Consider the following 12,352-nt stretch of genomic DNA (forward strand, 5'->3'; position numbering starts at 1 on the left):
GCCGACTCTCATTCTCCCTCCCCCTTGCGGGGAGGGCCGGGGTGGGGGTCGGGAAACGTCGCAGCTGTACCGTGACCTTGTGGTCATGCTTCAGCGCAACCCCCACCCTTGATCCCTCCCCGCAAGGGGGAGGGAAAACAGAAAAGACCTGATGCCCGCACCCCGTTTCATCCATCTCCGCGCCCATTCCGCCTATTCGCTCTCGGAAGGAGCGCTGCCGATCAAGCAGATGGCCTCGCTAGCGGTGAAGCACCAGATGCCGGCACTCGCCATCGCCGACACCGGCAATCTCTTCGGGGCGCTGGAATTCTCGGATGCACTCGCCGAAAAGGGCGTGCAGCCGATCATCGGCATCACCCTCAAGGTGGAATTCGGCACGGCCGAACCACAGGGAAAGCCGCAGGGCGGTTTGAAGTCGCGGCCATCCCTCGTGCTGCTCGCCAAGGACGAGACGGGCTACACCAACCTGATGCGGCTTGCGAGCCGGAACTTCCTCGATGTCGCCGACACCGACGAGCCGCATGTGACGTGGGCGATGCTGGAGCGTTCCGCCGAGGGGCTGATCTGTCTGTCGGGCGGGCCGCAGGGTCCGCTCAACCAGGAACTGGTGCAGGGGCAGTCGCAGCACGCAACCGACCTGACGCTGCGCCTGAAGGCGCTGTTCGGCGACCGCTTCTACATCGAGCTGCAGCGCCACAACCTGCCGGAGGAGCGCGCCGCGGAACCGGGCCTGATCGAACTGGCCTATGCCCATGGCATTCCGCTGGTGGCGACGAACCAGCCGTATTTCGCCACACCCGGCGACTTCGCCGCGCATGATGCGCTGATCTGCATTTCGGAGGGTGAGGTGATCGCCACCGAGGACCGCCGCCGCTTGACGCCTGAGCATTACTTCAAGTCACAGGACGAGATGGCGGCGCTCTTCGCCGACGTGCCGGAAGCGATCGAGAACACCGTCGAAGTGGCGATGCGCTGCGCCTTCCGCGTGAAGGGCAGGAAGCCCATCCTGCCGCGCTTTGGCGAAGGCGACGAGGTGGAGGAACTGCGGCGGCAGGCGGCGGAAGGGCTGGAGCGCCGGCTTGAAGCGGGCATGGCGCCGGGCATGTCGCGGCAGGATTATCTCGACCGTCTTGCCTTCGAACTCGGCGTCATCATCAAGATGCAGTACGCCGGCTACTTCCTGATCGTCTCCGACTTCATCAAGTGGGCGAAGGCGCAAAGCATTCCGGTGGGGCCGGGCCGTGGTTCGGGTGCGGGTTCGCTCGTCGCCTACAGCCTGATGATCACCGACCTCGATCCCTTGCGCTTCAACCTGCTGTTCGAGCGCTTCCTCAACCCGGACCGCGTGTCCATGCCCGACTTCGACGTGGACTTCTGCCAGGACCGCCGCGACGAGGTGATCACCTACGTGCAGCAGCGCTACGGCAAGGACAACGTGGCGCAGATCATCACCTTCGGCAAACTGCAGGCGCGCATGGTGACACGCGACGTGGGCCGCGTGCTGCAGATGCCCTACGGGCAGGTGGACCGCCTCTCCAAGATGATCCCCAACAATCCGGCGAACCCGATCACGCTGGGTAAGGCGATCGAACTGGAGCCGCGTCTGCAGGAGGAGCGCGACAAGGACCCGCTGGTATCGCAGCTCTTCGACATCGCGCTCAAGCTGGAAGGGCTTTATCGCAACGCCTCCACGCACGCCGCCGGCGTGGTGATCGGCGACCGGCCGCTGGAGCAGCTGGTGGCGCTCTACCGCGATCCGCGTTCGGGCCTCCCCGCCACACAGTTCAACATGAAGTATGTCGAGAAGGCCGGGCTGGTGAAGTTCGACTTCCTCGGCCTCAAGACGCTGACCGTCATCGACAAGGCGCAGAAGCTCATCCGCAAGCGCCTGCCGGACTTCGACATCAGCAAGATTCCGCTCGACGACAAGGCGACCTACGAGATGCTGGCGCAGGGCGAGACGGTGGGTGTGTTCCAGCTGGAAAGTGCGGGCATGCGCGATGCCGTGCGCGCCATGCGGGCCGACCGCTTCGAGGACCTGATCGCGCTCGTCGCCCTGTACCGCCCGGGCCCGATGGCGAACATCCCGACCTACTGCGCCCGCAAGCTGGGCAAGGAGCCGGTGGAATACATGCACCCGGTGCTGGAGCCGATCCTGAAGGAAACCTTCGGCATCATCACCTATCAGGAGCAGGTGCAGCAGGTGGCGCGCGACATGGCGGGTTACAGCCTGGCCCAAGCCGACCTTCTGCGCCGCGCCATGGGCAAGAAGATCAAGGCGGAGATGGACGCGCAGCGCGCCGTCTTCATCAAGGGCGCCATCGAGCGCGGCTACACGGAAGAGCTTGCGAATGCGGTGTTCGATGCCTGCGCCAAGTTCGCCGAATACGGCTTCAACAAGTCGCACTCCGCGCCTTACGCCTACATCAGCTACCAGACGGCCTATCTGAAGGCGAACCATCCGGTCGAATTCCTCGCCGCCTCGATGACCCTCGACATGGGCAACACCGACAAGCTGATGATCTTCCGCGAGGAAGCGATCCGCAACGGCATCCGCGTGGTGTCGCCCTCGGTCAACGACAGCGGCGTCGACTTCGCGGTGCGGGGCCGCGAGATCCTCTATTCGCTGGCGGCCCTCAAGAACGTGGGCTCCGGCGCCATCCACGAACTGGTGAAGGTGCGCGAGGAGGGCGGTCCGTTCCGCTCGCTGAGCGACTTCGCCAAGCGTCTCGACACCAAGGTGCTGAACAAGCGCTCGCTGGAAAGCCTGGTGAAGGCAGGCGCACTCGACTGCATCAATCCGCACCGGGCACAGGTGTTCCATGCCATCGACGGCATCATCAGCCTCTCCAACCGCGCGGCCAGCGAACAGGCCGCGGGGCAGAACGATCTCTTTGGCGGTGGTGCGGCCAAGGGTGCGGAGGAACTCATCCTCCCGGCGCGCGACGGCTGGCTGCCCATGGAGCGGCTGGCGCAGGAATTCGAGGCGGTGGGCTTCTATCTCTCCGGCCACCCGCTCGACGAATACGCGAAGGTGCTGAACCGCATGGGCGTGGAAAGCTATGCGAGCTTCGTCGAGAAGGTGCAGGCGCGGGGTGCTTCGGCGGCAAAGCTGGCAGGCACCATCACCAGCAAGCAGGAGCGCCGCTCCAAGGCGGGCAACCGCTTCGCCTTCATCGGCTTCTCGGATCCGACCGGGCAGTTCGAGGCGATCTGTTTCTCAGACACGCTGCAGGCAGCGCGTGATCTTCTCGAACCCGGCACATCAGTGATCGCGCGCATCGAGGCCGATACGGAAGGCGAGGACATCAAGCTGCGGCTGCTGGGCGTGGAGAGCCTTGAGCGGGCGGCAGCGCAGGCCGTCTCCGGCATCCAGATCTTCATCCGTGACCAGAAGCCGGTGGAGTCGATTGCGAAACGCCTGCAGGTGGGTGGCCGCGCGCCGGTCCGCCTCACCGTGATCGAGGACACGGGCCGGGAGATCAACATCTCACTGGGTGACAGGTTCGTTGTGACGCCGCAGATTCGCGGCGCGCTCAAGGCCGTTCAGGGCGTGCTCGACGTTCAGGAGTTGTAAACGTCTCAGGCGGCGCCCTGGGTGAGGTCTGACTTCTCGAGCTGCTTCATGAACTCGATGGCGACGCCATTCTCGAGATAGCGTACGACCTTGCCCTTCATCTTGCCGAGCATGACGAAGGTGCCGATCGCCGGCAGGATGTCGGTCCTGATGCCGGCGCCGGAAATGGAAATGTCGATCACTTCGCAATTGTAGACGCGGCCGTCGGGCAGCGTGATCGAGGAGTGCTTGTCCTTGGGTTCGAAGCGGGGGTGGCGGCGGGCTTCTGCCGCGCCCTCGTGCTTCTGGCGGAGCCATTCGATGCGCTGCTGCAGGCGCTCGAGGCGCGAGCCCGTGGCGGCGTAGCGGACGCGGAAACCGCCCGCGACCTGCTCACCGGCAATGACTTCCACGCGGCCCAGTTCTTCGAGATAGGCGACGATGCTGGAATTGGTGGCGGGCAGGGTGGCGGTGATGAAGATGGCGCCCTGCTGGGTGATGTCGAGGACCTGGCAGGCATGCTCGGTCATGTCGGGCAACATGAAGCGGCCGAAAATGATGGTCGATCCCATCTTGTTGGTGATGTGATCGACGTTCGGTTCGGTGGCCACAGCGCTAACCATTGTTCCCTCAACTTCAGGCGCCGCAGCCCAATAGCCGGCGCCGCCGTCGGACCGGCAGATTCAGGGAGGTTAATAATTGAGGGTAAAAACGCCGTTAATTTCGGACCCCGGGGGCAACATCTCCCCCAAGGGAAAATGTCCTGAAATCACACAGTGCGGCCACCGGCGATCACTTTGAAACGGCGGTCGGCATTGGCGGTGGCCGGAGCACCCGCCATCAGGCTCTGGTACTCGGTCCAGACCGAACGGATGGCCAGCAGTTCCTGGTCGACGATGCGATCGTGGAAGAGCTCGTTGGCCGGGCGGAAGGAGAAATAGCCTCCGATCAGCTGGACGCGCTCTGAGCCCCGCATGCGGATGGGGAGTGCGATCGCCTCCACCGCCACCTGCTGGCGGTTGTCGGTGGTCAGCCTGCTGCGGAAGAGCGTCGGCTGGAAGCTGGTGAGCGACTGGATGAGGTGCTTGTGGATGACGTCGGCCTCGAAACTGTCCCATCCGGCCAGCACATCCATGCCGGTGAGGTTGGTTTTGAAGAGGTCGCAGACGTGCGAGCCGGCAAGGCGCAAGCGGAAGCTGCCGCGGATGTGATCGCGTTCCAGAATGACAAGGTCCGGAGCAAAGGTGCGGACCTCGCCCAGGTCGAATTCCTCGCGGGTGGGGCAGGGACGTTCGGCACGGAGAGCCTCCCAGTAGCAGAACAGCTTCCTGCTTCCGGGGTGAAGAATTCTGGCTGCCGGATGTCTCGTTTCCGGAATTTTCAGCGATGTTCATCTCAGGCTCCTGCAATCGTTAATGCAGGGGGGCGAAAGGGCTGTCCCAATCCTGCACGAATTGCTGTAGAAGCTGCATCCACCGTGCCAGATACACCCCCAAACGACGATCTTCCCCATCATCCACAGGCGAGCATGCCACCGGTAACGCCCCCGGCTGCCGCCCCCATGTTCAATGCGCCGCCGCTCGTGGTGGGGCTCGTGGTGCTGCTCCTCCTCATCCAGGGCGTTGAAAGCTGGATGGGCGAGGATTTCCAGATCTGGACCCTCTATGCCTTCTCCTTCATCCCGAAGCGGCTGCTGGAGAATGCGCTGGCCACGCCCTATGGCGCGCAGGTGTGGAGCTTCGTCACCTATGCCTTCTTCCACGGTGGCTGGTTTCACGTGCTCTCGAACTGCATGTGGCTGCTCGTCTTCGGCACGCCTGTCGTGCGCTATCTCGGCAACCTCAAGGCGCTGGTGCTGATGGCGGTCTCGGCGGTGGCGGGTGCCGCGGCGATGCTCATCCCCTACTGGGGTGACTTCATCATTCTGGTGGGTGCTTCGGCCGCCGTGTCGGGTGCGATGGCCGCGGCCATGCCGATCATGTACGCGCCGGGATTCTCGCGCGTGGCGAGTGGCGGAGAGATGCCGCGCGCGCTCAGCGTCGGGGAATTGCTGCGCAACCGCAATGCACTCATTTTTGCGGCGGTGTTTTTTGCACTGCAGCTTCTCACCGGCGCAAGCGAGGCGACCATGGGCACCGCGTTGATATCAGAGGGTGTTGTGGCGTGGGAGGCGCACCTTGGCGGCTTCGCTGCGGGTCTCGTGATGTTCTATGTGCTGGCGGCACGAAAGGCTTCACAAGCCTGACGGATGTGTTAGCCTCACCCTGCTGTCAAAACAGGGAGGTGACACATGACTGTCTCCCATATCCTTCAGGCCAAGGGCCGTGACGTGATTACGGCCGCACCCACCGCGAAAGTCTCTGACGTTGCCCGCATCCTTTCGGAGCGCCGCATCGGTGCCGTTGTCATCACCGGCGCCGGCGGACGGATCGAGGGCATCGTCTCCGAACGCGACGTGGTCCGCCACATCGGCAAGGATGGCGCTTCCGCGCTGGATCTGCCGGTTTCGGCGATCATGACGCGGGCGGTGAGAACCGCGCGAGAGGCTGATACCGAAGCCGAACTCATGTCGCTGATGACGGCGCACCGCATCCGCCATCTGCCGGTCACGCATGAGGGCAAGCTCTCGGGCATGATCTCGATCGGCGACGTGGTGAAGCACCGCATCGAGGCGATCGAGCGCGAAGCCGAAGAGATGAAGGCCTACATCGCCACGGCAGGCTGAGATCAGCTTTCGAAGGCGAGGCCGGTGCCGGTCACGCGGCGGTAGAAGCACGACCTGCGCCCGGTGTGGCAGGCGTTGCCCTTGCCTTGCGGCGTCACGCGCACGAGCAGACAGTCCTGGTCGCAGTCGACATGCAGGCTCACGACCTTGAAGGTCTCGCCAGAGGTTTCGCCCTTGAGCCACAGCTTGCCGCGGGAGCGGCTCCAGAAATGCACGAGTCCGGTGCGGCGGGTGAGATCCAGCGCTTCTGCATTCATGTGGGCGAACATCAGCACGGTGCCATCCGCGGCATCCTGCACGATTGCGCCGATCAGGCCCGCGCCGTCGAAGGCCGGAGTGAAGGTGCTGGTTTCATCAAGGGCGTGTGACATACCCGGCTTTTGTCACCAAAGACAAAGCGAGGCAACGTCCCGGAGAAAGGCGGGGAAGGGGGCTGGGATCAGCCCCGGACCTGTTGCATGAAGCGGGCCTGAAGCACCGGGTTGGTCTTCAGCTCACCGGCGAACTGCGTGGTGACGGTGGTCACGTCCGGCTTGCCGACGCCGCGCGACGACATGCAGGTGTGCACGGCCTCGATCATGACGGCGACACCGCGGGCAGCGAGATGCTCGTGCACGGCCTGGGTGATCTGCGCTGTCATGGTTTCCTGCGTCTGCAGGCGGCGGGCATAGACCTCGACCACGCGGGCGAGCTTCGAAATGCCGACCACGCCACCGTTTGGCAGATATGCAATGTGCACATGACCATGGAACGGCGCGATGTGATGCTCGCAATGGGAGGTGAAGGGAATGGCGCGCAGCATGACGATGTCGTCATAGCCGCTCACTTCCTCGAAGACGCGGTTGAGGATGTCGGCAGGATCCTGCTCGTATCCCGCGAAATACTCGCGATAGGCCTTGGCCACGCGGCGCGGCGTATCCTGCAGGCCTTCACGGTTGGGATTGTCGCCCGCCCAGGCGAGCAGGGTGCGGACAGCGGCTTCCGCTTCCTCCTGCGTGGGGCGCACAATGGGCTTGACGACGGGCTTCTGAAGAACTTTCACGTCCATGGGCGTTTACCTTGCGTGTATTGTTTCCGGTAATGGTTAGCCACACTACGGCTTCGCGCCGCCCGTGGATCAGGGGTGCCCTGTTTCAGAAAGCATTCTCGCTTCCCATATCATGGTCTAAGATGTTCCCAAGCGACCATGCGGCAAGGTGCCCGCAGCAACCGATATGACCATGATCAACGACGTTTACAACAAAAAGATTCTGGGCCTCGCGGCCGATATTCCTCACTTGCGCCGCCTTCCCGACGCAGACGCCACGGCTGTCGCGCACTCCAAGCTGTGCGGCTCGAAGGTGACGGTTGACCTGAAAATGCGCGATGGTGTGGTGACCGATTTCGGACACGACGTGAAAGCCTGCGCGCTGGGACAGGCGTCATCCTCCATCATGGCGCGGCATGTGATCGGCGCCAGCGCAGACGAATTGAAAGTGCTGCGCGAGACCATGCACAAGATGCTGAAGGAAGAGGGCCCGCCGCCCACCGGACGCTTTGCCGATTGCGAAGCGCTGCTGCCGGTTCGCGACTTCAAGGCGCGCCACGCCTCGACGCTGCTCACCTTCGATGCGGTTGTCGATGCCATCACGCAGATCGAAGCGAAAGCAAAGGTGCCGGCATGAGCAAGGTTCCATCCACCGCTGTCGCCATGACAGGTGAGCCCCGGCGCGGCTCGCGCTACCCCGCACATCACAATGCACCCTGCATCGGCCGCGCAAAGTATGTGCTCGGCGACCAGTTCGGGCTTGATCAGTTCGGCGTCAATCTCGCGGTGATCGAACCGGGCTCGTGGTCCTCGCAGCGGCACTGGCACGAGAAGGAAGACGAGTTCGTCTATGTGCTCGAAGGCGAGCTGGTGCTGGTGGATGATGCCGGCGAGCATCTGCTGACGCCCGGAATGTGCGCCGGCTTCAAGGCCGGGAACGGCAACGGCCACTGCCTGCAAAATCGCACCGACAAGAAGGCGGTCTATCTCGAGGTCGGGTCACGCAAGGAGGGCGAACGCGCCCACTACAGCGACATCGACATGATGGCGGTGCCGGAGGGCGGAAAGTACAAGTTCGTGCGAAAAGACGGCTCCCCTGTTTGAGCTGCTGGCCCGCCTTGGCTGCGGTGGGCTCAGGCGGTTGAAAGCCAGACCGAAGTTGCTTGACAGCCCGGATTCGCCCCTCTATTCCCCGCCCCACCTCAGCGGGTGTAGCTCAGTTGGTTAGAGCGTCGGCCTGTCACGCCGAAGGTCGCGGGTTCGAGCCCCGTCACTCGCGCCACTTTTCGAAGTGTGCATCTCCGCTGGGACTTCCAAAGAGCTCAATTCATGAAACAGGCGACCCTTTGGATCGCCTGCTGTCGCTTTTTCAGTTGATGCCGTGAGCGGCGAAGAGGATCAGCCGCCGCCCTTGCGGGACTTGCTGCCCCACTCCCCCCAGCCGTCCCCTTCATATTCCCAGTCGCATCCGGTGTCCTTGCCCGGGCCCCCGACGAGCGGAGTGCGGGCCTCGCCCATCCTCACCGGGCAGGTGGTCTGGGACCCGTTCAGCCAGTTCTGACGGGCTTCATTGCAGCCAGGCTTCAATTTGTGGGCCGAAGCCGGTGCAGCCATCACGGCGAGCAGGGCCGTGGCAGCGAGCAGCTTGTTCATGTGAGTACTCCAATTGACAAACAGACAGGTGGCGCGCGCCACCCGGAGTGCTCACAGCAAGGATCGTGCAGGCTGGCGGGAAAACCTGCTGACATGAGATAATCTCGTGAAGAATGCCGTCCTCATCCCGTCTCATCCCGGGGGACGGAACACCATCTGGATCTTCAAGCCTTGTTATGTCTCGATAATTTGTGGTGATCATTCCTGCGCAGCTGGAGGCCTCGCGGTCTGGACGCAGCATGCGGAAATGGCCAGCGTGTAGTATGAGTGCAAGCGCATTGCTCGTCCGGGTTGAACGTGCCCTCTCGAGGGGGAAAACAGCTGTCCCAAAGCAGGACAAAATGCCACAATTATAGCGTGTGTATTTTGTGGCGTGGTTAAGGCATCGCAGTTGGCGGAAAAGTTTCATGCTCCTTTGCCGTCAATTCTCCCTGATAATTTCTGAGGAATGTGAGTAGGGCAAGGCTCTGAGAATGCAGCATAAAGTGTGTTGGGCGCATTTATTCAATTCCACTTTGCACGGTTCTTTGACCGGCGTTCAACGGTGGCTAATTTATGTTCAAAACTGCTATCTAAGGTTGCATGTGGGGTTAAAGAGGGGTAAATTAGCAACCTAAAATTGGTTGCAACTTTTGATGTTTTGCCCCTTACTTTGGGGGCGGCTCGACTTACTTCGAAGGTTACGGAGGCCACTTCGTTGCTTTGTCATGTGAGTATGGAGCGTGCGTTATGTTTGTGGGTAAGTGGCGTTGCCGGATTGCCTCCGGCGCATTGGCGGCTTTGGCCGTCTCCGTCGTTGTAACATCAACTTCCCTGCCAGTTTTGGCAGATGGGGCTTCAGCCTCTTCGGGCTCCGGAGGTGAAGCATCTGCGGGTGGACCGGGTAAATCCGGTGGAAAGTCCGAAACCACGAATTCGGCATCCGCTCAGCACGGCAAGAAGGGTTCGCAAGCTTCAAGTTCCGGCTCATCGGAAAGCGGTGCAGTTAATAGTGCCGGCGCCGGATCGCTCACTCGCACATTTGCGAAGGCTGAGGCAAAAGCCTCGCGGAAGGCACGTGAAGCGCTGGCTCAGGCCGGAGCGCTCACGGCCTCAGGTGCTGTTGGAAACGGTGCCGTGGCTGCAGGGCTGAGCGGTAACTACGGCAAGGCCTATGCCAAGAGTTCAGCCAAAGAGTTGATCGCCTATGCCACTGTGTCAAATGGTGCGTTTGCGCTTGCCTACAGCGGCCGCGGAATGTCCAGCGTCTCAAGTGCCGTGCCCGAGGGCATGACATACACTGGCAACAAGGGCCGCACGCAATACTCCGTCTCCTACACCAGCGTCGGCTCATTCAGCATGGCAGTCGTGAAGGGCAAGTCCGCTTACGCCGTGACGGGTAGTACAGAGAATGTTGTCGCCTTGGCCTCCGGCCGGGTGGGGGCAATCATGCGGTCGTCGATGTTTGCAGAGGCCTATGCTGATCGTACGACGGCCTGGTCCCGCGCCTATGCGGAGGCTGGCGGCTATGCCCAGTCGGCGCATAGCTACGCGTCGTCGTCCGGTTATTCCTACGCATATGCCCAAGCGACATACACGCCCAAGGCAGTGCTGTCCGTGGGTCGATGCCAGGGTGCCGAAGAGAACAAGAACTGGCGTTGGGAGGAATGTAAATTCAAGCGGAAGACCATCAAGGTCTCCGCGTTGAAGCGTGCCTCGAAAGCAAAACTCAAGTTGAATGACTGAGTAGCGGTTTTTCGGCACTAGGCAGCAAGTAAAAGCTTCTCAAAATGATTGAACTACCTGCTTTTTGCTTGCTTTTATTGGTGAGTTGTGTTAGAGTTCAGTGGGGGCCTCTATAGAGTGACAACAGGAGTTAGTAAAATGAAGAAGTTTGTGTACACGATGGTCGCCGGCGTTGCCCTTTTTGCAATGGTCGGAACTGCCGAAGCCGGCAAGACCGCCAGCGCTTCTGGTTTCAACAAGTCGGAAGCCAGCGTAGGCCGCGGCCTTCGTGCGGAAGTGGTCAACAAGGCGAACGCCGACACTTCGGGCAAGACCACTGCAGGCGCCGACGCCCATGGCCGGGCGAAGGCCAGCGAATCCTGGTTCGGCGCTTCGGCCTCGGCTTCGGGTGGCGCTTCGGCCTGTGCCGGCAGCAATTGCTGAAGAACTGCTCTCCAGCAGTCGGAAGGGGCAGCATTTGCTGCCCCTTCTTTTTTGACTGAGGCCGCCGAATTCCTCAGTGTTCCAATGGCGCCCTAGTTGCTGGTGTCGCCATGCTGCAGCCGCAAGAATTACACGCGTCGGTAGGTTCCGGGCCCCTTTGAAGGTGTAGCGAGCAGGGCAGGGGCTGGGACTGTGCCCGTTTGCTGGGCAAAATCATCCCCCACCTCCGACTCCCCGCTATGGCTGGCATGAGTTTTCAGCCATTCCCGGGACCATTTGTCATGCTTGCGGATGACGGGTTGCTGCGCTACCAAGCCCCCAATCCGCGAAGCGAGTCCAATGGCTTCCGGAGTCGAGGGGTCATGCCAGAACTTCTGCAAGCCTATTTGCCAATCGCCATATTCATGGGCGTCGCCACGTTCATTGCCCTGGCGCTGATGATCGCGCCGATGCTGATCGCCTACCGCAAGCCGGACGCCGAGAAACTCTCCGCTTACGAATGCGGTTTCAACGCCTTTGACGATGCCCGCATGAAATTCGACGTGCGGTTCTATCTCGTCTCCATTCTCTTCATCATCTTCGACCTGGAAGTGGCCTTCCTGTTCCCCTGGGCGGTGAGCCTCGGGAAGATCGGCCTCTTCGGCTTCTGGTCGATGATGATCTTCCTCGCCGTTTTGACCATCGGCTTCATCTATGAATGGCGCAAAGGAGCACTCGAATGGGATTGATCGAGCGCGCAACGCCCGAGCAGCGCGAGTATTTCACCGAAATCAACGCTGAACTCGCCGACAAGGGCTTTCTCGTCACCACTTCCGACGACCTCATCAACTGGGCCCGCACCGGCTCGCTGATGTGGATGACCTTCGGCCTCGCCTGCTGCGCCGTCGAAATGATGCACACCTCGATGCCGCGCTATGACGTGGAGCGCTTCGGCTTTGCGCCGCGCGCCTCGCCGCGCCAGTCGGACGTAATGATCGTCGCCGGCACGCTGACCAACAAGATGGCGCCCGCACTCCGCAAGGTCTACGACCAGATGCCGGAGCCGCGCTACGTCATTTCCATGGGCTCCTGCGCCAATGGCGGCGGCTACTACCACTATTCCTACTCGGTGGTGCGCGGCTGCGACCGTATCGTGCCCGTTGACATCTACATTCCCGGTTGCCCGCCCACCGCAGAAGCCCTGCTGTATGGCGTGCTGATGTTGCAGAAGAAGATCCGCCGTACCGGAACGATCGAGCGTTGA

The 12,352-nt window shown here is 61.9% G+C and carries 13 protein-coding genes, 1 tRNA gene and 1 pseudogene; 10 read left to right on the forward strand and 5 right to left on the reverse strand.

The window, feature by feature from the left end; genetic code table 11:
• Positions 1-151: 151 nt before the first annotated feature.
• Complete coding sequence (dnaE, locus tag QM801_RS06735; protein ID WP_415018440.1) at positions 152-3,577, forward strand: DNA polymerase III subunit alpha; 3,426 nt, start codon at positions 152-154, stop codon at positions 3,575-3,577.
• Positions 3,578-3,582: 5 nt separating this feature from the next.
• Here dnaE and QM801_RS06740 read toward each other — a convergent pair whose 3' ends face one another.
• Complete coding sequence (locus tag QM801_RS06740) at positions 3,583-4,179, reverse strand: PilZ domain-containing protein (RefSeq protein ID WP_415018441.1); 597 nt, start codon at positions 4,177-4,179, stop codon at positions 3,583-3,585.
• Between the two features lie 146 nt (positions 4,180-4,325).
• Complete coding sequence (locus tag QM801_RS06745) at positions 4,326-4,940, reverse strand: PAS domain-containing protein (protein ID WP_415020901.1); 615 nt, start codon at positions 4,938-4,940, stop codon at positions 4,326-4,328.
• 144 nt (positions 4,941-5,084) lie between these two features.
• Between QM801_RS06745 and QM801_RS06750 the strand changes: the two genes are divergently transcribed.
• Together QM801_RS06750 and QM801_RS06755 are read left to right on the forward strand one after the other, a co-directional pair.
• On the forward strand, positions 5,085-5,801 hold the full coding sequence (locus QM801_RS06750; RefSeq protein WP_415018442.1) for a rhomboid family intramembrane serine protease: 717 nt from the start codon (positions 5,085-5,087) through the stop codon (positions 5,799-5,801).
• 45 nt (positions 5,802-5,846) lie between these two features.
• Entirely contained in the window at positions 5,847-6,281 is a 435-nt protein-coding gene (locus QM801_RS06755; RefSeq protein ID WP_415018443.1) for a CBS domain-containing protein, read from the forward strand.
• Between the two features lie 2 nt (positions 6,282-6,283).
• On the opposite strand, the gene hisI is transcribed toward QM801_RS06755, so the two are convergent.
• Both hisI and folE read right to left on the reverse strand, forming a co-directional pair.
• Positions 6,284-6,652 (reverse strand): phosphoribosyl-AMP cyclohydrolase, encoded by a 369-nt coding sequence (gene hisI, locus QM801_RS06760; RefSeq protein ID WP_415018444.1) that lies wholly within the window; start codon positions 6,650-6,652, stop codon positions 6,284-6,286.
• A gap of 68 nt (positions 6,653-6,720) precedes the next feature.
• Entirely contained in the window at positions 6,721-7,329 is a 609-nt protein-coding gene (gene folE, locus QM801_RS06765) for a GTP cyclohydrolase I FolE (RefSeq protein ID WP_415018445.1), read from the reverse strand.
• A 172-nt stretch (positions 7,330-7,501) separates the two neighbouring features.
• Between folE and QM801_RS06770 the strand changes: the two genes are divergently transcribed.
• The 3 genes from QM801_RS06770 to QM801_RS06780 all read left to right on the forward strand — a co-directional run bounded on the left by QM801_RS06770 (position 7,502) and on the right by QM801_RS06780 (position 8,590).
• Positions 7,502-7,945 carry an iron-sulfur cluster assembly scaffold protein gene (locus QM801_RS06770; RefSeq protein WP_415018446.1) on the forward strand — a complete coding sequence of 148 codons (444 nt, stop codon included), beginning with the start codon at positions 7,502-7,504 and terminating at the stop codon, positions 7,943-7,945.
• Positions 7,942-8,412, forward strand: coding sequence for a cupin domain-containing protein (locus QM801_RS06775; RefSeq protein ID WP_415018447.1), 471 nt, complete (start codon positions 7,942-7,944; stop codon positions 8,410-8,412). The genes QM801_RS06770 and QM801_RS06775 overlap by 4 nt, the downstream gene beginning before the upstream one ends.
• A 101-nt stretch (positions 8,413-8,513) precedes the next feature.
• A tRNA-Asp gene (locus QM801_RS06780) sits at positions 8,514-8,590 on the forward strand.
• A 116-nt stretch (positions 8,591-8,706) separates the two neighbouring features.
• Here the strand turns inward: QM801_RS06780 and QM801_RS06785 are convergent.
• Positions 8,707-8,961, reverse strand: a complete 255-nt coding sequence (locus QM801_RS06785) for a hypothetical protein (RefSeq protein ID WP_415018448.1) — start codon at positions 8,959-8,961, stop codon at positions 8,707-8,709.
• A gap of 729 nt (positions 8,962-9,690) precedes the next feature.
• On the opposite strand from QM801_RS06785, the gene QM801_RS06790 reads away from it, so the two are divergent.
• From QM801_RS06790 to QM801_RS06805, 4 genes and pseudogenes are all read left to right on the forward strand, one after another.
• Positions 9,691-10,686: a hypothetical protein gene (locus QM801_RS06790; protein WP_415018449.1), complete on the forward strand. Its 996-nt coding sequence runs from the start codon at positions 9,691-9,693 to the stop codon at positions 10,684-10,686.
• 138 nt (positions 10,687-10,824) lie between these two features.
• On the forward strand, positions 10,825-11,109 hold the full coding sequence (locus tag QM801_RS06795) for a hypothetical protein (protein ID WP_415018450.1): 285 nt from the start codon (positions 10,825-10,827) through the stop codon (positions 11,107-11,109).
• A gap of 362 nt (positions 11,110-11,471) precedes the next feature.
• The gene (locus tag QM801_RS06800) at positions 11,472-11,837 is read left to right on the forward strand and encodes an NADH-quinone oxidoreductase subunit A (RefSeq protein WP_415018451.1); all 366 of its coding nucleotides are present in this window, start codon (positions 11,472-11,474) and stop codon (positions 11,835-11,837) included.
• 29 nt (positions 11,838-11,866) lie between these two features.
• Positions 11,867-12,352 (forward strand): annotated as a pseudogene (locus QM801_RS06805) (NuoB/complex I 20 kDa subunit family protein); the annotation flags it as partial.

Source organism: Aestuariivirga sp. (genome assembly GCF_047600585.1).
Taxonomy (GTDB): domain Bacteria; phylum Pseudomonadota; class Alphaproteobacteria; order Rhizobiales; family Aestuariivirgaceae; genus Aestuariivirga.